Origin of the sequence: Streptacidiphilus fuscans (genome assembly GCF_015690355.1) — a bacterium.
Classification (GTDB): domain Bacteria; phylum Actinomycetota; class Actinomycetes; order Streptomycetales; family Streptomycetaceae; genus Streptacidiphilus; species Streptacidiphilus fuscans.
In genome coordinates this window covers 57,713-81,474 of sequence record NZ_JADPRT010000001.1, presented here as the reverse complement: position 1 = coordinate 81,474, position 23,762 = coordinate 57,713, and the positions used below count along the sequence as shown (strand labels likewise).

The 23,762-nt window shown below is 70.4% G+C and carries 19 protein-coding genes and 1 pseudogene; 13 read left to right on the top strand and 7 right to left on the bottom strand.

Annotation, left to right across the window (positions count from 1 at the left end; translation table 11 throughout):
* Window positions 1–215: 215 nt before the first annotated feature.
* Together I2501_RS00390 and I2501_RS00385 are read left to right on the top strand one after the other, a co-directional pair.
* Complete coding sequence (locus tag I2501_RS00390; RefSeq protein WP_196191698.1) at window positions 216–1,010, top strand: ABC transporter ATP-binding protein; 795 nt, start codon at window positions 216–218, stop codon at window positions 1,008–1,010.
* Window positions 1,007–2,065 carry a hypothetical protein gene (locus tag I2501_RS00385; RefSeq protein WP_196191696.1) on the top strand — a complete coding sequence of 353 codons (1,059 nt, stop codon included), beginning with the start codon at window positions 1,007–1,009 and terminating at the stop codon, window positions 2,063–2,065. Before I2501_RS00390 ends, I2501_RS00385 begins: the two co-directional genes overlap by 4 nt.
* 188 nt (window positions 2,066–2,253) lie before the next feature.
* Here I2501_RS00385 and I2501_RS00380 read toward each other — a convergent pair whose 3' ends face one another.
* A complete protein-coding gene (locus tag I2501_RS00380) occupies window positions 2,254–2,517 on the bottom strand; it encodes a hypothetical protein (RefSeq protein WP_196191695.1) in 264 nt (87 codons plus the stop codon).
* A gap of 348 nt (window positions 2,518–2,865) precedes the next feature.
* On the bottom strand, window positions 2,866–3,585 hold the full coding sequence (locus I2501_RS00375) for an alpha/beta fold hydrolase (RefSeq protein WP_196191694.1): 720 nt from the start codon (window positions 3,583–3,585) through the stop codon (window positions 2,866–2,868).
* A 106-nt stretch (window positions 3,586–3,691) separates the two neighbouring features.
* Here I2501_RS00375 and I2501_RS41030 point away from each other — a divergent pair.
* Window positions 3,692–3,912, top strand: a pseudogene (locus tag I2501_RS41030) (IS982 family transposase); the annotation flags it as partial.
* 124 nt (window positions 3,913–4,036) lie between these two features.
* On the opposite strand, the gene I2501_RS00370 reads toward I2501_RS41030, so the two are convergent.
* On the bottom strand, window positions 4,037–5,227 hold the full coding sequence (locus I2501_RS00370) for a glycoside hydrolase family 1 protein (protein WP_196191693.1): 1,191 nt from the start codon (window positions 5,225–5,227) through the stop codon (window positions 4,037–4,039).
* A gap of 160 nt (window positions 5,228–5,387) precedes the next feature.
* Here I2501_RS00370 and I2501_RS00365 point away from each other — a divergent pair, with 160 nt between their 5' ends.
* Window positions 5,388–7,034 carry a family 20 glycosylhydrolase gene (locus I2501_RS00365; protein ID WP_328806129.1) on the top strand — a complete coding sequence of 549 codons (1,647 nt, stop codon included), beginning with the start codon at window positions 5,388–5,390 and terminating at the stop codon, window positions 7,032–7,034.
* A gap of 42 nt (window positions 7,035–7,076) precedes the next feature.
* On the opposite strand, the gene I2501_RS00360 is transcribed toward I2501_RS00365, so the two are convergent.
* From I2501_RS00360 to I2501_RS00345, 4 genes are read right to left on the bottom strand one after another with little or no spacing between them, the layout of a single operon-like run.
* Entirely contained in the window at window positions 7,077–7,961 is an 885-nt protein-coding gene (locus tag I2501_RS00360; protein WP_196191692.1) for an ABC transporter ATP-binding protein, read from the bottom strand.
* Window positions 7,958–9,778 (bottom strand): dipeptide/oligopeptide/nickel ABC transporter permease/ATP-binding protein, encoded by a 1,821-nt coding sequence (locus I2501_RS00355; protein ID WP_196191690.1) that lies wholly within the window; start codon window positions 9,776–9,778, stop codon window positions 7,958–7,960. The genes I2501_RS00360 and I2501_RS00355 overlap by 4 nt, the downstream gene beginning before the upstream one ends.
* Window positions 9,775–10,716, bottom strand: a complete 942-nt coding sequence (locus tag I2501_RS00350; protein WP_196191689.1) for an ABC transporter permease — start codon at window positions 10,714–10,716, stop codon at window positions 9,775–9,777. The genes I2501_RS00355 and I2501_RS00350 overlap by 4 nt, the downstream gene beginning before the upstream one ends.
* Window positions 10,717–10,746: 30 nt before the next feature.
* Window positions 10,747–12,288 (bottom strand): ABC transporter substrate-binding protein, encoded by a 1,542-nt coding sequence (locus I2501_RS00345; protein WP_196191688.1) that lies wholly within the window; start codon window positions 12,286–12,288, stop codon window positions 10,747–10,749.
* A gap of 154 nt (window positions 12,289–12,442) precedes the next feature.
* On the opposite strand from I2501_RS00345, the gene I2501_RS00340 reads away from it, so the two are divergent.
* The 9 genes from I2501_RS00340 (at window position 12,443) to I2501_RS00300 (ending at window position 23,752) form a co-directional block, all read left to right on the top strand.
* Window positions 12,443–14,692 carry a glycoside hydrolase family 3 C-terminal domain-containing protein gene (locus I2501_RS00340; protein WP_196191687.1) on the top strand — a complete coding sequence of 750 codons (2,250 nt, stop codon included), beginning with the start codon at window positions 12,443–12,445 and terminating at the stop codon, window positions 14,690–14,692.
* Between the two features lie 75 nt (window positions 14,693–14,767).
* The gene (locus I2501_RS00335; RefSeq protein ID WP_196191685.1) at window positions 14,768–15,115 is read left to right on the top strand and encodes a hypothetical protein; all 348 of its coding nucleotides are present in this window, start codon (window positions 14,768–14,770) and stop codon (window positions 15,113–15,115) included.
* Window positions 15,116–15,229: 114 nt separating this feature from the next.
* Entirely contained in the window at window positions 15,230–16,255 is a 1,026-nt protein-coding gene (locus tag I2501_RS00330; RefSeq protein WP_328806128.1) for a methyltransferase, read from the top strand.
* Window positions 16,256–16,648: 393 nt separating this feature from the next.
* Window positions 16,649–17,227, top strand: a complete 579-nt coding sequence (locus tag I2501_RS00325) for a TetR/AcrR family transcriptional regulator (protein ID WP_196191683.1) — start codon at window positions 16,649–16,651, stop codon at window positions 17,225–17,227.
* Between the two features lie 240 nt (window positions 17,228–17,467).
* Window positions 17,468–18,253, top strand: a complete 786-nt coding sequence (locus I2501_RS00320) for an SGNH/GDSL hydrolase family protein (RefSeq protein WP_196191681.1) — start codon at window positions 17,468–17,470, stop codon at window positions 18,251–18,253.
* 126 nt (window positions 18,254–18,379) lie between these two features.
* On the top strand, window positions 18,380–19,561 hold the full coding sequence (locus tag I2501_RS00315) for a serine hydrolase domain-containing protein (protein ID WP_196191680.1): 1,182 nt from the start codon (window positions 18,380–18,382) through the stop codon (window positions 19,559–19,561).
* A 381-nt stretch (window positions 19,562–19,942) separates the two neighbouring features.
* The gene (locus tag I2501_RS00310) at window positions 19,943–21,658 is read left to right on the top strand and encodes an ABC transporter substrate-binding protein (protein WP_196191679.1); all 1,716 of its coding nucleotides are present in this window, start codon (window positions 19,943–19,945) and stop codon (window positions 21,656–21,658) included.
* A 49-nt stretch (window positions 21,659–21,707) separates the two neighbouring features.
* Window positions 21,708–22,757 carry an ABC transporter permease gene (locus tag I2501_RS00305; protein ID WP_196191678.1) on the top strand — a complete coding sequence of 350 codons (1,050 nt, stop codon included), beginning with the start codon at window positions 21,708–21,710 and terminating at the stop codon, window positions 22,755–22,757.
* 5 nt (window positions 22,758–22,762) lie between these two features.
* A complete protein-coding gene (locus tag I2501_RS00300) occupies window positions 22,763–23,752 on the top strand; it encodes an ABC transporter permease (RefSeq protein ID WP_196192289.1) in 990 nt (329 codons plus the stop codon).
* Window positions 23,753–23,762: the final 10 nt, after the last annotated feature.

The window sequence follows — 23,762 nt, the reverse complement described above, 5'->3', positions numbered from 1 at the left end:
GGGCGGGCGTGGCGACTCCATGCGGACACGGTATCGACCGGCCCGGACCAGGGCATCAGACCTGGGTCCCATGCGGCGCGTAGTACCCGGGTCCCTTCCGGACCGCACAGTTCTGACCCGCAGTCCGACGTCCCGGTCCTTCCCTCCGCAGCATCGTGGTGCCCGTCACCGCACGACATGGCGCAGACCCGCGCCGGAACGAGTGGAGGAGAGCGATGAACGCCGCGATCGAGGCCGTGGGCCTCGGCAAGCAGTACCGGGTGGGCAAACAGAGCAGGTGGGCCCTGTCCGACTGCACCCTGTCGATCCCGTCCGGACACGTGGTCGGCCTGGTCGGGCCGAACGGCGCCGGCAAGTCGACACTGCTCAACCTGGTCACCGGGTTGCTGCAACCCACCACCGGCAGCGTGTCGGTGCTCGGCGGCCGACCGGCGGCGGACGCGTCCCAGCTGGCCAGGGTCGGCTTCGTCGCACAGGACGCACCCGTCTACACCGCCCTCTCCGTCGCGGACCACCTGCGCCTGGGCGAGCGGATGAACCAACGCTGGGACGCCGGCTACGCGCGGCACCGCGTCGAACGCCTCGGCCTCGCCCTGGACGCCCGGGCCGGCCGGATCTCCGGCGGCCAGCGAGCCCAACTCGCGCTCACCCTGGCGGTGGCGAAGCAACCGGACCTCCTCGTGCTGGACGAGCCCGCCGCCAGCCTCGACCCGCTCGCCCGACGCGAGTTCCTGGACGACCTGGCCGACGCCGTCGCGGGCAGCGCCGGACGGGACCGGCCGATGAGTGTCGTGCTCTCCTCCCACCTGGTCGCCGACCTGGCCCGGGTCTGCGACTGGCTCGTGGTGCTCAGCGCCTCCCGGGTCCAGCTCTCCGGCTCGATCGAGGACTTGGTCGCCGAACACCGCACCGCGACGGGCAACCCCTCGGCGGACCTGGAGGACCTCGTCCTGGCCGGACTCACCGCCGGCCGCGCCAACACCCGCACGAGCGAGGAGACGACATCGTGATCTGGTTGACCTGGCGTCAGTTCCGCACCCAGGCCCTGGCCGCACTCGGCGCGGTCGTCGTAGTCGGTCTGCTGTTCGCGCTGACCGGCCCGCAGCTCGCCCAACTCGCCGACAGCACCGGCCTGTCCGGCTGCGCGGGAACGACGTGCGGCACGGCCACGTCGGAGTTCTTCGACAAGGTGAAGGCGGACAGCCTCTACCCCCTGCTCTACTTCGTGGGAGCCGGTCTGCTCGCTCTGGTCCCGGCCGCGATCGGGATCTTCTGGGGCGCGCCGCTGGTGTCCCGTGAGGTCGAGACGGGAACGTTCCGGCTCGCGTGGAGCCAGAGCGTCACCCGGACCCGCTGGTTGGCGGTCAAGCTGGGCGTGGTCGGCCTGGCGGCGGTCGCCGTGTCGGCGCTGCTCAGCCTGTTGATCACGTGGTGGTCGAGCCCGATCGACCACGCGGCGGCGCTGCCGGGCGGCGGGCAGGACCTCGGCCAGGCGCTGCCGGACCGGTTCATGCCGCTGATCTTCGGCGCGCGGGACCTGCTCCCGGTGGGCTGCGCGGTCTTCGCGTTCGTGCTCGGGGTCGCGTCGGGAGTGCTGGCACGGCGGCTGCTGCCCGCGATGGTGGTCACGCTGGCGGCGCTGACGGCCGTGCAGTTGCTGCTGCCGCTGGCCGTCCGTCCCCACTACGAGACGCCGGAGAAGACCACCTCGGCGCTGGTGCTCTCCGACCACCGCCCGGGCATCGCCCTGCGGATCGACGGGACCACGGCGCAGGTCTCGGAACCGGTGAGCGTCCCGGGCGGCTGGGTCACCTCGGTCCGGACCGTCGACTCCAGCGGCACCCCCTGGAACGGCCCGGCCCCGCAGGCCTGCGGCGGCTCCGGCACCACCCCGGAGCAGTGCATGGCGGCCATCAACGCCCTCCACCTGAACCAGATCGCCGAGTACCAACCCGCCGACCGCTACTGGACCTTCCAGTGGATCGAGACCGGCCTCTACCTGACCGGGTCCGCGCTGCTGGCCGCGTTCAGCGCCTGGCGCATCCGCGGTCTACGGCTCAACTAGGAGCTCGTCTGCTTCTCGTTGGTCTGGGGCTATGGGGCGGGGCAGCGTGGTGTATGCCGCAGCTTGTTCCTCGGCCTGCTCGGCATCAGGCCCAGGGCTGACGCCGGTGATCTCCGCGTCGTCGCCGCTGTTGGCGCCCCCACCAGTCCAGCCAGGCATGCGTTGCCCCCTTCATCGCGCTGCTGAGGTCAGTCGCCGGTCTCGATGATTGTGTCGGCGGTCGCCGCCCCTGCCGCGTTCATGTGCTGCTGCGCGGCCGGGATGACCTCGGTGGTCTCGTCGACCGTGTTCGTGCTGGCGGCGATGGCGTAGGTGTAGTTCCCGCCCGTGTTGTCGGAGCGGTACGCCGACGCGCCGGCGGCGTGGGCACTGCCGGCTCCGGCAGCCAAGCCTGCAACCGCGACGGCCCCAGCGACGACGGCCTTGGTGATGCGTCCGGTCCAACGCTGCATGTGTCCCCCGTGTGTGGTCGGCCCGTTATGGGCTTGTTTCGCGTTCCCCGTTACTGCCGCTTGATCGGGTCCTCCGTGAAGCGGCCCGACCAGGCTGCACCGGTAGGAGCGGGCTGTGGAGTGTCTGTATGCACGGTGAAGAACGGCTTCCGGTGCCACAGTGCACAATGACCCGAGAAGGCGCAGGCCGGAGCACACGCGCAGCGACGCCCGGTTGAGAGTTGAGAGCTGAAGAGCAGGAACATCCAACCAGGGACCTTGTAGATGACGGCCCTGGCTCGGTTGTCGCGCTTGCCCCCTCCACCTAGACGATCGATTCCCAAGCCTGTTGGGCTTGGTGTCAGAGACCTACTGCCTGGAACTCTCGTCGCGGCTACGTGAGCCGGTCGTGGGGGACGCGTTGGCGAGGAAGCCGTCGACGATCGTGTTGAACGCCTTGGCGGCCGTCACTGGCATCAGGTGTCCGGTATGGGGGACGACGACGAGGTACGCGCGTGAGATGGCGTCGACCAGGAGTTGCGCGTCCGGCAGAGACTCGTTGTCGCGTGCGCCGCAGAGGATGAGCGTCGGGGCGGCGATGCGAGGAAGGAGATCGGTGATGTCGGCCTCCTCCGCTGCGTTGACCATGGCGAGGAGGGTCGGGCGGTCGTGGAGATCGGAGGCGGCTTTCATGTACCACCAGCCGGGGCGGGAGCGATAGAAGCGGATGGCGCCTCGACCGCGCTCCGCCGGGCGGATCGAGGCGCCTTGCAGGATCAGGCGGCGCACGCTCGCGGGGTGGTCGGCGGCGACCTGCGCGGCGACCAGGGCTCCCAGCGACATGCCGCACAGATGGACGGGCTGGGACTCGCCGATCAGGCCGGCGACCGCGTCGGCGCAGGCTTGGAGGGAGAACGGTCCTGGGGACCTGCCGAAGCCGGGCAGGTCCGGGGCGATGACGTGGTACCGCTCGGACAGGCCGGACAGCTGCTTCTTCCACATGCGGGACGCCGCGCCAGCGCCGTGGAGGAGGACCAGAGCCGGGTTCGAGGGATCGCCGACTGTCTCCGCGTACAGGGTCCCTGCCATGGGTTCAGTCTGCCAGCGCGGCGAGCGTGCGTGCGTGTTCATCGATCCCCGGGGTTGGCCGCGCGCATGAGACGAGGGAGCCCACAGTCAGGTTGTGACGCCGGACATGGACTCCCTCGCGACCGCACTCCACGTCAGGACCGACGACCTGCTGCAGGTTTCGCGCAGCTCGCCCCGTGTCGGCCGGTGGTCGGCATAGCACCACAGCTCAGCGATGCCGAACTCGTGACGCTGTCGATGATGCAGGCAATGCTCGGCTACACCTCCGAGGCCCGGTGGCTCCGGCATGCCCGGGACCACCTGCGGCACCTGTTCATGCGATCGCCGACTGCCTACGACCACTGACGGCTTGGAATCGATCGGCTGGACGGCTGATGCGGATCTCGGGGGTGTTCGGTCGGAGACCGGGCGGCCCCACGTGGCCCTGCCCGGGAAGCGCCGCCCGGCGGGCTCAGCCGGGAAGGCGGCCGGAGCGGGCGAGTGAGCCGAGCCAGTGGGCCGAGGGCTTGGGTGTCCGGGCGAAGGTGTCGCGGTCCACGGCGATCAGTCCGAAGGTAGGGGCGTAGGAGCCCCACTCGTAGTTGTCCAGGGCACTCCAGTGCAGGTAGCCGCGGACGTCGATGCCGTCGCGCATGGCCTGGGCCAGGCCGGTGAGCGCCGCGGTGGTGTAGTCGACGCGGCGCTGGTCGTCGGAGGTGGCGATGCCGTTCTCCGTGACCAGGACGGGGACCTGACCGCCGGTCACCTCGGCGGTGTGGCGCACGGCCTCGCCGAGGGCTTCCGGGTAGTACTCCCAGCCGGTGAGTGTCCGCTCGGCGGCGTCGGGGATCGGCAACGGTCCGTCAGGTCCCACCCGGGTGCGGGTGTAGGCCTGGACGCCGATCCAGTCGTCGCCGCGGGCGGCTTCGAGGAAGCAGTCCTCGCGGGGCCAGGCGTGGGCGCGGCACGCGTCCTCCGCGCCGGGCTCGGCCTGGAAGACCTGGTTCGCGACGGTCCAGCCCACGCGCAGGCCCGGCTGCGCCGAGTGGAGCGTGGCCTTGGCCGCGTGGTGTGCCTCGATCATCGCGGTCGTGATCTGCTCGTCCGGCTCCAGGTGGTGGAGGTCGGCCGGGACGCCGCCCTGCCGCAGCGCGGTGTGGATGAGCGCGAGCATGTTGGGTTCGTTGATGGTGGCGACGTGGGTGGCCAGACCGTCGAGGACCGGGGCGACCGCCTCCGTGTACCGGGTGAACGCCTCGGCGGCGTCCGGGGCCGTCCAGCCGCCTCGTTCGGCGAACCAGCGCGGTGAGGTGAAGTGGTGCAGGGTCACTACCGGTTCCAGGCCGCGGTCGTGGGCGCCTTGGAGCATGCGCCGGTAGTGCGCCAGCGCCGACTGCGAGACCTGGCCGGGGGCGGGCTCGATGCGGGCCCACTCGACGCTGAACCGGTAGGCGTTGAATCCGAGGTCGGCGAGCAGGTCCATGTCCTCTCGCCAGCGGTGGTAGCTGTCCGCGGCGTCGCCGCTCGTCTCGTGCACCACGGTCTCGGAGCGGTGCTCGAACGCCCACCAGTCGGCGTTGACGTTGTTGCCCTCGGTCTGGTGTGCCGAGGTCGACGCCCCGAACAGGAAGCCGTCGGGAAGCGTGAACTGATGGTTCGTCATGCGCGGCCTTTCATCGATGGGTGGCGGCGTGCGCGCGCGTGGGACACGCGGCTGGGCTGCGGCAGGCACGCAGCGAAAACCATACACTGATCTGCTTTCGTGGTAGCGTCCGACGAAAACAGGCTGGCGCGCGGTAACGACCGCGCGGAAGGAGGCCCAGGTGAACGGAGTTCTCCCCGCTCCCGTCCGCGAGGAGTGGCCGCCTCGGCGGTCCTCCCGGGCGGGTTGCCCGATCGCGCGGCGTTGGACGGTCCGCGCGGACACACCAGGGCTCGACCGCACCGCGCAGGTGCTGCGTGAGCTGCTGGCTCCGCACCTGGCCGGACTCGCGCCGTCCCCCGAAGCGGAAACCGCCGAAGCCGAAGCTGCCGGAGCCAAGACCGTCGGAGCCGCTGAGGCCCCCGGGGTGATCCGCCTCGTGCTGGGCGATGTCCCGCTGAGAGCGGACGCTCTCGGCGTCGCGCCCACGGGCGAGTCGTGCCCGGACGAGAGCTACCGCGTCGAGGCCGACGAGTTCGGCCTGTTCTGCCTCGCCCGTACGCCGGTCGGGGTCTTCCGGGCTGCCGTCTCCGCCTTGCACCTGCTCACGGCGGCGGCAGCCGACGGTGCCGACACGCTGCCGTGCGGCTCGATCGACGACGGGCCCCGCTACGCGTGGCGCGGTCTGATGCTGGATCCGGCGCGCAGCTTCCTCTCCCCGGACGAGCTGCGCCGCGTGGTCGACCTCGCCGCCCTGTACAAGCTCAACGTGCTGCACCTGCACCTGACCGACAACGAGGGCTGGCGGCTGGAGATCGCCTCGCGTCCCGGGCTCACGGCGGACGCCGCACAGCCGTACTACTCCGCCGCCGAGTACCGCGCACTCCAGACGTACGCGGCCGAGCGTCATGTGGTGATCGTTCCCGAGATCGACCTGCCCGGGCACAGCGCCGCCGCGCCCCGCGCCTACCCCGGGTTGGGCACGCTGCCGCGACCCTCGTCGCTGCCCGAAGGCGCGCCGTTCACACCGCCGTTGGACGCCCACGATCCGGGCACGCGCGCCTTCCTGGTCGATGTGCTCACCGAGGTCGCGCGCCTGACCGAGGGTCCGTATCTGCACTTCGGCGGGGACGAGGCCGTGGGCGCGGACGCCGACGCCTTCACCGAGGCGGTCACCCTCGCCCGCGACGTCATACGCCGGGCGGGCAAGCGCCCAGTGGGCTGGCAGGAGTCCTCCCGTGCCGGCATCGGCTCCGGTGACATCGCCCAGTTCTGGGTGGACGTGGCGATGATGGAGCTGCCCGAGACCGAGCAGGAACTGCACGCGCGCCCGGAGTTGGTGGACGCCGGGTACACCCTGCGGACCTGCGACCTGCTGCGGCGCTTCTTCGCGCCCACCGACGGCGACCTGGCGCGCATCGTGGCCGGCGGCGGACGCGTACTGCTCTCTCCGCAGTCCCACCTCTATCTCGACCGCCCCTACGACGCGGCCGTGGTGCCGCCCGAGCAGGCCGAGCGCGCGCGGCGGCTGGGCTTCGCCTACCGGCCACGCTCCGTCGCCCACACGGCCGGCTTCGACCCTGCCGCCTACGGTCTTCGGCCCGAGAACGTGGCAGGGATCGAGGCCACGCTGTTCGGCGAAACCCTGTGCTGCTTCGAGGACCTGACGACGTTGCTGCTGCCCCGCCTTGCGGGCGTGGCAGAGGCGGCCTGGACCGGCGCCGCCCCCTCATGGGACGAGTACCGAGGCCGCCTCGCGCTGCACTCCCGTCTCTGGCGCGAACGCGGCCTGACCTGGCTCCCCACCACCGAGGTGGACTGGCGCTGAGGGAGGTCGGGGGCGCGCCGAGGCACCGGCGCGCCCCCGGGCTCAGGGGAGTGCCACGGCGTCCTGGCGGCTCTGCGCTTCCTGTCGCGCCGCGCGTGCCTGGCGTGCCTCGCGTCGGCGGCGCTGCTCACCCACGTCCGCCACGGGGGCGGCGAGCATCAGGTCGCGGGTGTAGGGGTGCTCGGGCCGGGCGGTGACCTGGTCCGCGTCTCCGGTCTCGACGATCAGACCGTGGTGGATGACGGCGACCCGGTGGCTCATGTACCGGACGACGGGCAGGTCGTGGGAGATGAACAGGTAGGACACGCCGGTCTGCTCCTGGAGCTCCAACAGCAGGTCCAGCACGGTGCGTTGGGTGGTCAGGTCCAGGGCGGACACCGGTTCGTCGCACACCACGAGCTTGGGACGCAGCGCGAGGGCGCGGGCGATGGCGACGCGTTGGCGCTGGCCGCCGGAGAACTCACGCGGCAGTCGACCGGCGGCGTCGGCGGGCAGGCGCACCCGCTCCAGGAGCGCGCCGACCTTGGTACGCGCCTCGCGCGCGGTGTGGCCTTGGGCGATGAGCGGTTCGGTGAGGGTGTCGCCGACGGTCAGCGAGGGGTTGAGGGAGGTGTAGGGGTCCTGGAAGATCACCTGAAGGTCCCGGCTGAGCTCGCGCCGTCGTCTGCGGGTCGCGTGCTCGATCGGGTCGCCCTGGAAGGTGATCGTGCCGGACTCGACCGGAGCCAGGCCGAGGACGGCGCGCCCGATGGTGGTCTTGCCGGAGCCGGACTCCCCCACCAGGCCCAGGGTTTCACCCGGCCGGATGGTGAGGGACACCTTGTCGAGGACGCGGTTGGGCGGCTTGCGTCGGCCTTTCGCCCGGTAGGAGACCGTCAGGTCGGCGATGTCCAGCAGCGGCTGGTCGTCGGTCTGCTGGGGGTTCATGCGACGTCGACCTTCCGGGACTGCCAGGGGGAACGAGCGGGGACCTGGTCGAGCACGGCGTCGAGCAGGGTCCGGGTGTAGGGGTGCTGGGGTCGGTGGAGGACCTGTTCCGTGCGTCCGGTCTCCACGATCGAGCCTTCGCGCATGACCGCGACGCGGTCGCACAGATCGGCGACGACGCCCATGTTGTGCGTGACCAGCAGCACGCCGATCCGGCGCTCCTCCTGCAACTTCCGCAGCAGGTCCAGGACTTCTGCCTGCACACGGACGTCGAGGGCGGTCGTCGGCTCGTCGGCGATGAGCAGCTGCGGTTCCAGCGACATCGCGCCGGCGATCAGGACGCGTTGGGCCATGCCGCCGGAGATCTCGTGCGGCCAGGCGCGGAAGGCGCGGGGCGGATCGGGGATCTCCACCTGCCGCAGCAGGTCCAGGGCGCGTTGGGTGGCCTCGCGGCGGGACAGGCCGAGCGTGCAGCGCATCGGTTCGACCAGTTGGCTGCCGACGGTGAAGTTCGGGTCGAGGTTGCTCATCGGCTCCTGCGGCACGTAGGCCACGACGCCGCCGCGCAGCATGCGGTGACCGCGCTCGCCCAGGCCGACCACCTCCTTGCCCTGGACCAGAACGCTGCCGCCGGTGACCCGGCCGCCCTCGGGCAGGATGCCGAGCACGGAGAACGCGGTCTGCGTCTTGCCCGAGCCGGACTCGCCGACCAGGCCGACGATCTCGCCCTCGTGGACGTCCAGGTCGACGCCGTGGACGACGTCGTGGACGCGGCCGTCCGACTGCGCGTAGCCGACGCGCAGGCCGCGGACGGAGAGCAGGCCGGAGCGTTCGGCCTGCGGGGCAGCGGTATCTGACGGTGCGTCGGTCACGGCTGCTGTCGTGGCGGTGACGGCTGTCGTCCCCGTGTCCGCTGCGGAGTCCCGCGTCGCGGGGCGCGGCGCGGCCGGTTCGCGAGCGCGGTCCTCCAGGGCGTCGCGCAGGGCCGCGGCCAGCAGGACCAGCGCCGCGCTGGTCAGCGCGAGAGCGAGGCCCGGCCAGAGCATCAACTCCGGGTCACGCTGCAGGTTCTGGAACGCCTCGTTGAGCATGTCGCCCCAGGTCGCTCCGTCGCTGCTGCCGATTCCGAGGAACTCCAGCCCGGCCTGCAGACCGATCGCGATGCCCGCGACCAGCGCGACCTGGATGATGACGGGTCCGCGCACGCGGATCAGGACGTGCCGGGCCATGATCCGGCTGTCCCGCAGCCCGGACACGCGGGCGGCGTCCACGTAGAGCTCGCCGCGTACCTGGGCGACGATGCCGCGCACCAGGCGGAAGAAGTTGGGGGCGACCAGGAAGCCGAGTACCACCATCAGGACCCACACGGTGGGGCCGAGCACCGCGCGGGAGGCGAGCAGCACCACCATCGCGGGTAGGGACATCACCAGGTTGGCCGCCCAGTTGCCGAGGCCGTCGAGCCAGCCGCCCCGGTATCCGGCGACCAGCCCGGTCGGTACGCCCAGCACGAGTGCCACGCCCAGCGCGATGAGCGCGCCGCCGAGCGTGTTCTGCCCTCCGTACAGGAGGCGTGAGAGCACGTCACGGCCCGCCGAGTCGAAGCCGAGCAGGTGACCCCCGCTCGGTCCGGCGAAGGCGTCGCGCAGGTTGGAGGCGTCCGCGGACTGGGGTGCGAGCAGCGGTGCGAGCAGCACCGCAGCCACGATCAGTACCAACACCGCGGTGGAGAGCAGGCCGAGCGGACTGCGCAGCAGTCGCCGCAGGGTTCGACCACGCGGTGTGCGGGCGGCGGACGGTCGGGGTGCGGTGTCGCTCACGCGGTCCTCGCCTTCGGGTTGAGCCAGCCGATGAGGACATCGACGAGGAGGTTGATGAGGACGACGCCGACCACGGTGAACATGACCAGGCCCATGATCACGGGGATGTCGCCGTTGGACGTGTAGGAGACGGCCATGCTGCCGATGCCGGGGAGCGCGAAGATCTGCTCCACCAGCACGGTGCCGCCGATCAGTGACACGAACTGCATGCCGAGCACGGCGAGCGCGGGCGCGGCGGCGGCGCGCAGCACGTGCCGGAGCACGATGCGGTGGCTGGGCAGGCCGCGGGTGCGCAGGGTGCGGACCCAGTCCTGGCGCAGGACGTCGATGACGGCGCCGCGCACCTGCTGGGAGACGCCCGCCACAGAACCGACGGACAGGGCAACCACGGGCAGGAAGATGCTGGAGAGCCAGGCGCTGAACGACTGGGTGATGCCGGTGTAGCCGATGGCCGGGAACCAGTGCAGCTGCACCGCGAAAACGGTCACCAGGACCAGGGTGACCAGGAAGCCGGGCAGGGCGTAGCCGGCCACCCCGATGATCTGGACCAGGCGGTCCACGGCGCCGCGCCGCACTCCGGCCCAGACTCCGAGGAGGAACGACAGCACGGCCGTCACGAGGGTGACGCAGAGCATCAGGCTGAGCGTGACCGGGAGCCGGTTGTCGATCGCCTGGGTCACGTCCTCACCGCTGAACCAGGAGGTGCCGAGGTCACCGCGCAGGGCGTGGCCGAGCCAGTCGAGGTACTGCGTGGTGACCGGCTGGTCGAGGCCCAGCTGGTGGTCCTTGGCGGCCACCGCCGCCGAAGTGGCGTTCTGGCCCAGGAGTTGACGGGCGACGTCGGGGTGGGCGAGGGACAGCAGCAGGTAGGCGAGGAAGGAGATCACGAACAGGAGCAGCAGCCCTGACGCGATCCTGCGTGCGAGGAAGTAGAGCATCGGGGTGGCAATCGTCGAGGCCCCGCGGGGCTACTGGGCGGGGGTGTAGTCGTACAGGGACGGCACGGCCATGCCCGCCTGGAGCGTGGCCTTGACCTTCTTGTCGGTGACCAGCTTGTAGGTCATCCGGTACAGGGGTGCGAACCAGCCCTGCTGCACCAGGTGGGTGTTGAGCGCCTGGTAGTCCGCGGTGGCGTCGGCGGCAGGCTCGGACTGGATCTTGGCGACCAGGCCGGCGACGGTGGGGTCGGTCGACCCGAACATGTTGAACACGCCCGGCAGCACCAGGGTCTGCGCGACGACCCACGGGTCGGACGACTGCCCGATGTTCATCACCATGCCGGAGTAGGCGCGTTGGACGAAGATCTTCTGCTCGACCGTGGACGCGTCGGTGCTGTCCCACACCACGTTGATGCCCACCGCGCCGAGGTCGGACTTGATCCCGGCAGCGAGCGCGTCGGAGACGATGGCGGGGATCAACGGCAGGTGCAGGGTGAAGCCATGTGCGTAGCCGGCCTGCGTGAGCAACTGCTTGGCCTTGGCCGGGTCGTAGCTGTAATAGGTGTCCAGCCCGGCCTCGTAGCCCGGGGTGTGGGGGCCGAAGACCTGGTCGGTGACCTGGCCGAGGTTCTGCCGGATCACGTTGAGCATGGTGGCCCGGTCCAGCGCGTAGTTGACGGCCTGCCGGACGCGCACGTCCTTCAGGGCAGGGGTGACGGCGCCGCCGCGGTCGAACAGCAGCAGGCCCTGGAAGTCGAACTGCTCGTCGGTGGTGGTCAGTTGGGTGTCGGAGGCGACGGCGGTCTCCTTGTCGGCGGTCTGCAGCACCGCCGTGTCGATCTGGCCGGTCTCCAGTCCGTTGACGATCGCCGTCTCGTTGTTGAAGACGCTCATCGTCACGGTGTCGAACGGAAGCTTGGTGCCCCAGTACGTGGGGTTGCGGGTGTAGACCCACTTGGTGCCGAACGCGGTGCTCTTCTGGTCGAGCACATAGGGGCCGGTTCCGTCCGGCCGGGTGTTGAGCTGGTTGGCCTTGGCGAACGCGGCCGGACTGGCCATCAGGCCGGCCGAGTCGCTGAGGTGGAAGAGCAGTGACGGCATGGGCGCGGCCAGGTCGAGGCGGACGTGGGTGGCGTCCAGCACGTCCACGGACTTCAGCGTCGCGAGCGTCGAGGCGTCCGCGCCGCCGGCCTTCTGGAACCGCAGCAGGTTGGCCTTCACCGCGGCTGCGTCGAACGCGGTGCCGTCCTGGAAGGTGACGCCGGTGCGGAGGGTCAGCGTCAGTTGGGTCTGCGCGGCGTTGTAGCTCCACGCGGTCGCCAGCATCGGGGCGTAGCTGCCGTCGGCATTGCGCTTGACCAGCGTGTCGTAGGTGGCTTGGAAGAACGGCAGGGCGCTGCCGGTGGCGACGGCGGGGTCCAGGCTCTGGGGCAGCGTCATGGTGGCGATGGTGAGGGTCTTCGACGCTCCGGCGGCACTGTTCGAGCCGACGGAGTTGGTGCAGCTCGTCAGGGCGAGTGCGGCAGTGGTGAGCAGGCACGCGGTGGTGACGGCTCTGGCAGATCGCGGCATGGTGGCGACTCCGGTTCAGGGCGGAGTGGGAGGCCTCCGCCAAGGATGTGCGCGAGCATACACACGAAAACAAGACAGTGATAGGTTTTCGAAGCCGCTCACCGCCACTCGCCCCACCCCGCCGAGCACCCGCTCCTCACCCTTGGGACCGTTTATGACACCCCGTGATCTCTCGTCCCTCACCCTCGAACAGCTGGCCTCACTGACCTCCGGCAGCAGCACCTGGCAGACCAGCGACCTGCCCGGGATGCTGCGAGCGCTCACCCTCTCCGACGGCCCGCACGGCATCCGCCGCCAGCGCGAGGGCGCCGACGCTCTCGGCCTGCACCAGAGCGTCCCGGCCACCTGCTTCCCACCCGCGGTCTCGCTCGGCTCCACCTGGGACCAGGACCTCGTGACCCGCGTCGGCGCGGCACTCGGCCGCGAAGCCCAGGCCCTCGGGGTCGACGTCGTCCTCGGACCCGGCGTCAACATCAAGCGGTCGCCGCTGTGCGGGCGCAACTTCGAGTACCTCTCCGAGGACCCGCACCTCAGCGGCGCGATGGGCGCGGCCCTGGTCACCGGCATCCAGTCCACCGGCGTCGGCGCCTGCGTCAAGCACTTCGCGGTCAACAACCAGGAGACCGACCGGATGCGCGTCAGCGCGGACGTCGACGAGCGGACCCTGCGCGAGATCTACCTCCGCGCCTTCGAGCACATCGTCCGCGAGGCCCGCCCCGCCACGGTGATGTGCTCCTACAACAAGGTCAACGGCGTCTACGCCAGCCAGAACCGCTGGCTGCTCACCGAAGTGCTGCGCGAGGAGTGGGGCTTCGACGGCCTGGTCATGTCCGACTGGGGCGCCGTCAACGACCGCGTCGCCGCCCTCGCGGCGGGCCTGGATCTGGAGATGCCGCCCACCGGAACCGACCAGCAGATCGTCGACGCCGTCGACGAGGGACGCCTGGACCCGGCGGTGGTCAGCGCCTCCGCGGCCCGCCTGTTCGCACTGGCTGACCGCACCGACGGCGCCCGGGACGACGCCGACGGCACCTGGGACGTCGACTCCCACCACGAGCTCGCCCGCGAGGCCGCCTGCGCCGCCGCCGTGCTGCTCAAGAACGACGGCGACCTGCTCCCGCTCGACCCGAACGCCCCGCAGAGGATCGCCCTGATCGGCGAACTGGCCCGCACCCCCCGCTACCAGGGCAGCGGCAGCTCCCACGTGGTCCCGACCCGCCTCGACAGCGCCTGGCACGCCCTGCTGTCCGGCCTCGGCACGGAGGTCCGGCTCGACTTCGCCGCGGGCTACCGGCTGGACGGCACCCCGGACGAGGCGCTGACCACCGAGGCGATCGCCGCCGCCCGGTCCTGCGACACGGCCCTGCTCTTCCTCGGCCTGCCCGACGCCGCCGAGTCGGAGGGCTTCGACCGCACCTCCCTCGACCTGCCCGGCGACCAACTCGCCCTGCTGAACCAGGTGGCCGCCGTCTGCCCGCGCGTCGTCGTGGTGCTCGCCAACGGCGGCGTCGTCTCCGTGGCCGACTGGCGCGACCGGGTCGCCGTGATCCTGGAAGGGTGGCTCGGCGGCCAAGCCGGTGGCCAGGCGCTCGCCAACCTGCTCCTCGGTGTGGCCAACCCCTCCGGGCGCCTCGCCGAGACCATCCCGCTGCGCCTCGCCGACACCCCCGCCCACCTGTTCTTCCCGGGCCAGGACGGTCATGTGGTCCACGGCGAGGGCCGCTACGTCGGCTACCGCCACTACGACACCCTCGACCGCCCCGTCGCCTACCCCTTCGGTCACGGCCTCAGCTACACCCGCTTCACCTACACCGACCTCACCACCGAGCAGGCCGGACGCAACACCTGGCGCGTCGAACTGACCGTGCGCAACACCGGTCAGCGCCCCGGCGACGAAGTCGTCCAGCTCTACACCGCGTTCGACGAGCCGCAGCCGACCCGCCCACGCCGGGAGCTGCGCGGCTTCACCAAGATCCGCCTCGATCCGGGTCAGGCCCGCAGGGTCGCCTTCACCCTCACCGAGCGGGACCTGGCCCGCTGGTCCATCGGGCACCACCGCTGGACCACCGACCCGGGGCCGTTCACCGTCGAGGTCGGGGCCTCCTCGCGCGACATCAGAGTGCGCGCAGAGCTCGTCAGCGCGGGCGACGGACTCGTCGACGAACTCGACGCGATGTCCACGCTCGGCGAGTGGCTGGACCACCCCGTCGGCGGCCCGGTCATCGGCGCACTCCTGGCCCGCTCGGACCATGCCAGCGCGCTCACACAGGCCGACCCGACCCTCGCCGCCCTCGCCCGCGGCGTGCCGCTGGGCAAGTTCCGCACCTTCGGCATCGGGCTGACCGAGGACGTCATCGACCAGCTCATCGCCGCCGTCCACAAGGGCGATGTCTACCACGACTGACGCTCCGTCAGCCCGCGACCGGCCGCAGCGGGCGTGCTCGCGCACGCTGCGGCTTAAGTCAGCGGCGGTGGCCGGGTGACGGTGCTGGAATTTGTGGCGAGCAAGGATCCAGATGCCGTCAAGGGCGGTAATTCGGAGTCTCAACTCATCTATCCCGCAGGGTTGTTGATTCTTGTACCGTCGCTCGGCACATGCCCGACATCCTGTTTGCGTGGGTCGCACTACTCCACATCACCCGAAAGGATGAATTCTGGCGCAGGCTTCTTCCGGATCGGCGTAACCTCACTGGCCTGTTGTACCCCCGACGGCCGCAAGGCGGCGGGCGTGCGACTGATGCACGTCACGGGCCCTGCCGACCCGATGGCTGTCATCGTCATCGACCCCGGATCGTGCTGCCGGCCTTCAGCAACGACCATTGAGTGAGCACGTGGACCGTGGCGATTTCCATGGCCTTGTTCCGGCTCTGCGAGGCGGCGAGTGGTCGAATGACGGTCTGTTCGAACGAGGAACCGCCTCTCACCCATGAGGAGAGATACAGTGACGGCACCGAGGAATCCTGCTGAGGCGCAGGACTACGAGCGAATGATGGGCATGGTCACCGGGTTTTGGGTGACGCAGATCGTCCGCGCCGCAGCTGAGTACAACCTCGCGGATCACCTGGCGTCGGGGATGAGCACGCCCGAGGAGATCGCCGAGGCGGAGTCCACCGACCCTGACGCCACTCGTCGTCTCATGCGTGCATGTGCCTCGCTCGGCCTTATGACCTCGGGCGACAGTGTGCACTATGTCGGCACATCCTTGCTGAACACTCTGCACAAGGATGCACCCAACTCGCTTTATTACTTCGCCCTTTCACAGTCTGCGCCTGGGCACTGGCTGTCGTGGGGCCGGTTCCCTGACGCCGTCCGCACCGGCAAACACCAGGTGCAAGCCGCCCATGGAGACGCGACCATCTTCGACTACTTCGCAAGCCATCGTGAAGAGGCGTCCTACTTCACCGAGTCCATGACCAATCTATCGGTCACCGCGGCTGCGAACATCGCTGCCGTTCTCGCCACCGAGGGTGTAAATCTCGCCCTGGACGTCGGCGGAGCGAGCGGACATGTCATTCGGGCGATGATGAGGATCAACCCAGAACTCCACGGCGGGGTTTTCGACCTGCCGCATATCATCCCTACCGCCGCGGACGCCGCACAGGCAGACGGGTTGGCGACGCGTTTCACTGTCGTCGGCGGCGACTTCTTCGAGGAGATTCCGCCCGCAGACCTGTACGTACTGAAGCACATCCTGCACGACTGGGATGACGACAAGTGCGTGCGGATTCTGAAAAACTGCCAGTCGTCACTGGTGCACGGCGGCCGCGTCGCTGTGGTCGATCACCTGGTCGGCGAGATCGGCGAGCCCGGTTTCACTCCCCTGATGGATATGAACATGCTCGGTATGACTGGCGGCAGAGAGCGAGCGATGAGCGAGTTCGACGCGCTGTTCGCCGCAGCCAGCCTGCGTCGCGTCAAGGTGAACACCGCGGGCCCATATGTCGTGATCGAAGCCCAATCCGCATGACAGCTCAGGGTGGGTCCTCGCGATGGTTGCGGTGCGTGACCGCGTGCGGGTGGTCGGGTCGGTGACCCGACGTCAGATATGCATGAAGCCCCTGGTAGGAACAGGTCTGCGAAGATCATGTCCCGGCCGAGAGGCTTCATGTGCCCTCCAGTCACACCCGGCTCGTCCAACTCGCCCGGGAGACCACCCCCGCAGACCCCGCCTCCTTCGCCGCGGGCGCTTTGAGGTTCCGGCGGGCCGGGTACCGGGTGGAGCTGCTGGTGCCGGCCGTCCGCGGCACTGACTCCCGGCAGGGCACGCCCAGCGCTCCAGGTGCCTGCAGCGCTGCTACCGGAGGCGCGCAGGTCGGCCCCGGGCAGGACGGGCGTCGCTACGGGGCCCTAAGGTGACCCCATGTCGAAACGAGGCCCCTACCGCAAGGGCGAGGCCAAGCGCGCGGAAATCCTCACCGTCGCGCTGGAGATCTTCGCCGCCGAGGGCTACCGCGGCACCTCCCTGCGCAAGGTCGCAGAGCGGTGCGGCCTCAGCCTGCCCGGGGTGATGCACTACTTCGAGTCCAAGGAGGACCTGCTCGTGCAGGTCCTGCGGATGCGCGACGAGACCGCGAACCAGCGGCATCCCGAGCTCCACGGCATCGGCGACTTCACCGACATCGTGCACGAGAACATGAACACGCCCGGTCTGGTGGAACTCTTCGTCTCCATGGCCGCCTCGGCCAAGGACCCCAGCCACCCGGCCCACGAGTTCTTCGCGCATCGCTACGAGACCCTGCGACCCGCCCTGGCCAGCTGGCTCGACAGCCGGGCCGAGGCCGGGGAGCTGCGCACCGACCTCCCCACCGAGCGGCTCGCCACGCTGGTCCTGGCCGCCATCGACGGCATCCAGCTTCAGTGGCTCGCCGACCCCTCGCTCGACATGCGCCAGCCGGTCACCGACCTGCTCACCCAGCTCGGCCTGCCGAACAGCGGCTGACCTCTCGTCAGACATCAGGGCAGCACACCCGCGCAGCACCGCGCAGCGCGGGTGTTCACGCGTGCCCGGACGCCCGCTGACGTCGCGTCAGCACACCGATGACACGTCCCGCGCCCGGCCATTGCCATCAAAAACCGTTCACTGTATGTTTTTCATGCTCCGGAGTTGGCCCCGCACACCCCAGCTCCGTCGTCATGTGCGATTTCTCCCTGGCGCCACCCCAGATCCGTGGAGGACTTCATGCGCAGACCCGTCCGCATCGCCGCTGCCCTCGCCGCAGGAATCATGGCGGCCTCCGTGCCCACCCTCGTGGGCGCCGACACCGCGAGCGCCGCCACCTCCGGCGCTTCCTACGCCGCCCTGGGAGACTCCTACTCCTCCGGGTACGGGGCCTCCAGCACCTACCTCAACACCTGCGCCCAGAGCACCGCCGCCTACCCCTACCTGTACGACCAGGCGACCGCCCCCGCGTCGTTCGACTTCGCGGCCTGTGCGGGCGCCACCACCAGCGACGTCGTCAGCACCCAGCTCGGCGGCCTCAACTCCGGCACGACACTGGTCAGCATGACCATCGGCGGCAACGACGTGGGCCTGGTCGACGTCGCCGCCGCCTGTTCCGCGGGAACCGACAGCCAGTGCTCCGCGGCGGTCGCGACGGCCGCGGAGGCCGCCGTGACGCAGCTCCCCGGCGCGCTCGACACCCTCTTCACGGACGTCCGCAACGACGCTCCCAACGCCCGTGTGGTCGTCCTCGGCTACCCCGAGCTGTTCGACACCTCCGCCACCAACTGCGTGCTGCTGGACCAGAACAAGCGCACCGCGATCGCGGACGGAGCCGACGTGCTCAACGCCGCCATCGCGGCCGAGACCAGCCAACACAGCGGCTTCGTCTACCAGGACGTGGTCCACCGGTTCGCCGGGCACGAGCTCTGCGACGCCGCGCCGTGGATCGATGCCACGACCCTCCACCCCACGGCGGACGGCCAGGCGGACGCCTATCTGCCCGCGCTGGAGGCGGGAGCCTGACCGCACGCTGAGCACGGTCAGCGTCGCACTCCCCCGCCGCCCAGGTCTTGATCTTCGCGGCGCGGGGAGGCACCGTGACTGTCCAGGCCGCACGACGTATTTCCGGGCTCATGCGAAGGGGAAGTCATGGCACAGCCGGTCAGCGTGCAGGGCACGGTGGACGACGGATTCCAGGAAGTCCTGGAGGAGTTCACCGCGGTCCTGGAGCAGGACACCACCGAGCCCGGATCACAGTTGGTCGTCCACGTCGACGGCCGGCGGGTGGTGGACCTGTGGGCCGGCGAGGGGTTCGAAGGCGACGGGCTGACCGGCCTGTTCTCGATCGCCAAGGGCATCGCGCACACGGTCGTGGCGCTGCTCGTCCAGGACGGCGTCCTGGACCTGGAGCGCACCGTCGCCTCCTACTGGCCGCAGTTCGCGGCAGGCGGCAAGGAGGCGGTGACGCTGCGCCAGCTCATGGCCCACGAGGCCGGGGTGATCGGCGTCGCCGAGGGGTTCACCGACGAGCAGCTCGCCGACGACCGCGTCCTCGCCGCCAAGCTGGCCGGACAGACCCCGTTCTGGACGCCGGGCACCGCCTCGGGCTACCACGGCCTGGTGATCGGCGCGCTGACCGGAGAGGTCGTGCGCCGCGTCACCGGGCGCAGCATCCAGGAGTGGTACGAGGAGCGCATCCGCGCCCCGTACGACCTGGACCTGTACCTGGGTCTGCCCGAGGCCGAGGAGCACCGCTGGCACCCGGTCCGCCCGCTCGCCCCCACCCCCGACCAGGAGGAACTGATCAGCGCCCGGCCCACACCCGGGCAGCTGGTCCTGGTGGCCATGAACCGCGTCGGTCAGGCCTCCACCGATCTGGTGCCGTGGATCAACGAGCGCCGCACCCGCGCCCTCGGCCCGGCGTCGGCCGGGGCTGTGGGAAGTGCGCGCGGCGTGGCCGGACTGTACGCGGCGGTGCTCACCGGACTCGACGGCCGCCCGCCGCTGTTCACACCGGAGACCGTAGCCGTCTTCGGCACGCCCCAGCGGCGCGGCACCGACCTGGTGACCGGCGTCGTCGACCAGTTCGCGGTCGGCTACGAGGCCATGGGCCTGATGTTCCCCGCGCTCGGCCCGGGCGCGTTCGGCCACGGCGGTGCGGCCGGCGCCCTCAGCTTCGCCGCGCCCAGCCACGGGGTCGCCTACGGCTACACCCGCCGCCGCATGGCCTTCCCCGGCGGCCCCGCCCCGGAGAACGGCCGTCTCAGCGCCGCGGTGATGCGGGCCGCCGCCCGGCTGAGCTCGGAGCCCGGCCGGGCTCCAGGGCGCTGAGCTGCGTGGATGGCGTTCTCGGCAGACGTTGGGACGACCCGGGCCGGAGACATCAGGACTGCTTTGACATCAGATAAGAAATACTTCAGTATCGTCTTCATGCCACGCACCACCCTTGCCTCCGCCACCACCAACGGTCACTGCCTCGTGCTGATCGGCGTGGCGTTGATGTGCGTGTCGGACACCCACTGTCGCTGATGCCGGTCCCCTCCGGTCGCGTCGAGGCATAGCCTCCGCGGCCGGGACGGCTGGACCGGGCGCCCCGTGCTGCCCGGTCCGACTCTGGGTCTCCCTCCGTCTTCTTCCAGCTCTTCTCCCGGGGCCGCGCACCGGCCTCCGTACCGTCGTCGTCACAGTGAAGTGAAAGGCACCACACCAGTCATGTCGCGCTCTCATATACCGGGCGGCCTGCGCGCCGTCTCCTCCGTCGCCCTGGTCTCCGCGATCCTGGTGACGGTGGCGGCCTGCGGCCCGAAGACGACCGGCTCCAGCGCCGACGCGACCGCGCACCAGGGCGGCACCCTCACCGTCCTCGACGAGAACCCGCAGACCGACTTCGACCCGGCGCGGCTCTACACCACCGGCGGCGGTGACGTGCCCGGCCTGGTGTTCCGCACCCTGACCACCCGCGCCCACGTCAGCGGTGCCGCCGGCACCACGGTCGTCCCGGACCTGGCCACCGACACCGGCGAGCCCTCGGCCAACGCCACGGTGTGGACCTACCACCTCAAGCCGGGGCTGAAGTTCGAGGACGGCACGCCGATCACCTCCGCCGACATCAAGTACGGCGTCGAGCGCAGCTTCGCCCCCGATCTCTCCGGCGGTCCCTCGTACCTTCGGGACTGGCTGGTCGGTGGGGCCAACTACCAAGGCCCGTACCAGAACAAGCAGGGCCTGGCCTCGATCGCGACGCCCGACGCCAGCACCGTCGTCTTCCACCTCACCAAGTCCGAGGGCGACTTCCCCTACCTGGCGACGATGACGCAGTTCTCGCCGGTGCCGCAGGCCAAGGACACCGGGGCGAACTACTACAAGCACCCCATCTCCTCCGGCCCCTACGAGGTGACGGAGAACCAGAACAACGGCACCACCATGGTGTTCAAGCGCAACCCCAACTGGAGCGCCGCCACCGACACCCAGCGCAAGGCCTACCCGGACGTCATCGACTACGACTCGGGCCTGGACCCGGCGGTGATCAACCAGCGGCTGTCCACCAGTTCGGGCTCGGACGCCGCGGCCGTCACCACCGACACCAACCTGGGCCCCTCGGAGCTGGCGCAGATCGCCGGCAACAAGAGCCTGGCCTCCCGCGTCGGCACGGGGCACTTCGGCGAGACCTACTACATCGCCTTCAACCCCAAGGTGAAGCCCTTCGACAATCCCAAGGTGCGCGAGGCGATCTCCTACGCGATCAACCGCACCGCGATCGTGGACGCGGCGGGCGGTTCCGCGCTGGCCACCCCCGCCACCACCTTCCTGCCCGAGCAGGCGACGTTCGGCTACACGCCGTACGACTGGTTCCCTGCGGGCGCGAGCGGCAACGCCGCCCAGGCCAAGCAGCTGCTGGCGCAGGCGGGTTACCCGAACGGGATCACCGTCTCGCTGACCCACGACGCCTCGGACGGCAGCTACACCGGACCGGCGATCGCCACGGCCGTGCAGGCCGGGCTGAAGGCCGCCGGGATCACCGTCAAGCTCAACCCGGTCCAGGACAGCGACTACTCCTCGGTGGTCAACTCGGTGAGCAGCGAGCCCGGGATGTACCTGGCCAGCTGGGGAGCCGACTGGCCGAGCGGCGGCCCGTTCCTGGCACCCATCTTCGACGGACGGCAGATCGTCACCAACGGCACCAACTTCAACAACGCGCAGCTGAACGACCCCGCGGTGAACGCCGAGATCGACCGGATCAACGCGATCACCGACCACGCCCAGGCCGCCGCGGCATGGGGCGCGCTGGACAAGAAGCTCGGCCAGGACGCCTACACCGTCCCGCTGCTGCACCCGGTCTACGAGCGGCTGTACGGCACGGATATCCGCAATGTCGTGATCAACGACTGGGACGGCCGTCTCGACGTCTCCGACGTCGCGGTCAAGTAGCAGCAGCGAAGCAGCAGGAGAAGCAGCAGTAGGGAACTGGCGATCCGTCATGAGCAGTGAGGAATACCCCCGGGTGGAGTCCGCCGGGGTGCTGGTGTGGCGGAGGCTGCGCTCCAGCCGCGCCGCGATGGCCGGGCTGGTGGTGCTGGCCCTGCTGGTCGTCGTCGCGGTGGCCGCGCCGCTGCTGTCCTCAATCGAGGGACAGGACCCGACGACGTATCACGACGGGTTGCTGAACTCGGCGCTCGGCGGCGTGCCGACGGGATCGCTCGGCGGGATCGACTCCGCCCACTGGTTGGGAGTCGAGCCCGGCACCGGGCGGGACCTGTTCGCCCGGCTGGTCTACGGCGCGCAGATCTCGCTGCTGGTGGCGGTCGGTTCGACCTTCGTCCAGGTGGTGATCGGGATGGCCGCGGGGCTGGCCGCCGGGCTCGGCAACCGGCTCGCGGACCAGGTGATCGGCAACCTCAGCGACATCATGCTGGCGCTGCCCTCGCTGGTGTTCGCCATCGCGCTGATGGCCGTGGTCCCCTCCTCGTTCCCCCGGCCGCTGCTGCTGATGCTGGTCATCGGCCTGCTCGGCTGGGGCGGAACGGCGCGGGTGGTCCGCGCGCAGACCCTCGCGCTCAAGGAGCTCGACTACGTGGCCGCCGCCCGGCTGGGCGGCTCCGGCACCTGGCGGATCGCCCGGCGCGAGCTGCTGCCCTCGCTGGCCGCGCCGGTGATCACCTACGCCGCGCTGCTGCTGCCGTCCAACGTGGTGAGCGAGGCGGGTCTGTCCTTCCTCGGCGTCGGCGTCAAGCCGCCCACCTCCTCCTGGGGCCAGATGCTCTCCTCGGCGACCACCTGGTTCCAGTCCGATCCGATGTACGTGCTGCTGCCCGCCGCGCTGCTGTTCGTCACCACCTTCTCCTTCACGGTGGTCGGCGACGCCGTCCGCACCGCGCTCGACCCGCGTGCCGCCTCGCGGTTGCGGGTCGGCGTCGAGCGGCCACGCCGCGGCAGGCGGCGGCAGAAGCCCCAGACGTCCCAGGCGTCACAGGCGCCCGAGACATCGCAGACCACGCAGACGTCCCAGCCCGGGGAGGCCGCCGCATGAACGGGATCAGCCGATTCGTGCTGCGCCGGCTGCTCGGCATGATCGCCGTGCTGCTGGTGCTGTCCGTCGCCGTGTACGCGGCGTTCTACCTGGTGCCCGCCGACCCGGCGCAGCTGGCCTGCGGCCCCAGGTGCAGCCCGGCGCAGGTCGCGCAGGTGCGCGACCAGCTGGGGCTCAACGCCCCGGTGTGGGCGCAGTACTGGCACTTCCTCCAGGGCATCGTCGCCGGACGGGACTTCGGGACCGGCGCGGCCGCGGTGCACTGCAACGCGCCGTGCCTGGGGATCTCCTACAAGACCGGCGAGCAGGTCACCACCATGCTGTGGAACCGGCTGCCGGTGACCGCCTCGCTCGCCTTCGGCGCCATGGCGCTCTGGCTGCTGCTCGGCGTCGCCACCGGACTGCTGTCCGTGCTGCGCCGGGGCCGGCTGACCGAGCGGGCGCTGACCGCGCTCACCCTGGCCGGTAACGCCACCCCGGTGTTCGTGATCGGACTGCTGCTCCTGCTGCTCTTCTGCGCCTATCTGCAGTGGCTGCCCTTCCCGAGCTATGTCGGGCTCACCCAGGATCCACAGCAGTGGTTCTGGGGGCTGCTCCTCCCCTGGGTCTCGCTGGCGCTGATCGAGTCCGCCAAGTACGCCCGGCTGACCCGCTCCTCGATGCTGGAGACCCTGGCCGAGGACCACATCCGCACCTTCCGCGCCTATGGTGTCGCCGAGCGCCGACTGGTCACCCGGCACGCCCTGCGCGGGGCTCTCACCCCGGTGATCGCGCTCAGCGCGCTGGACCTGGGCACCATGTTCGGCTCCGCGGTGCTGACCGAGTCGCTCTTCGGCCTGCCGGGGCTCGGCAAGCTGCTGGTCTCCTCGGTGGCGATCGTGGACCTGCCGGTGGTGGTGGGCCTGGTGCTGGTCACCGGGTTCTGCGTGGTACTGGCCAACGCCGTCGCCGACCTGCTGTACGCGACCGCCGACCGACGGGTGGTGCTGTCGTGACCGAGGAACT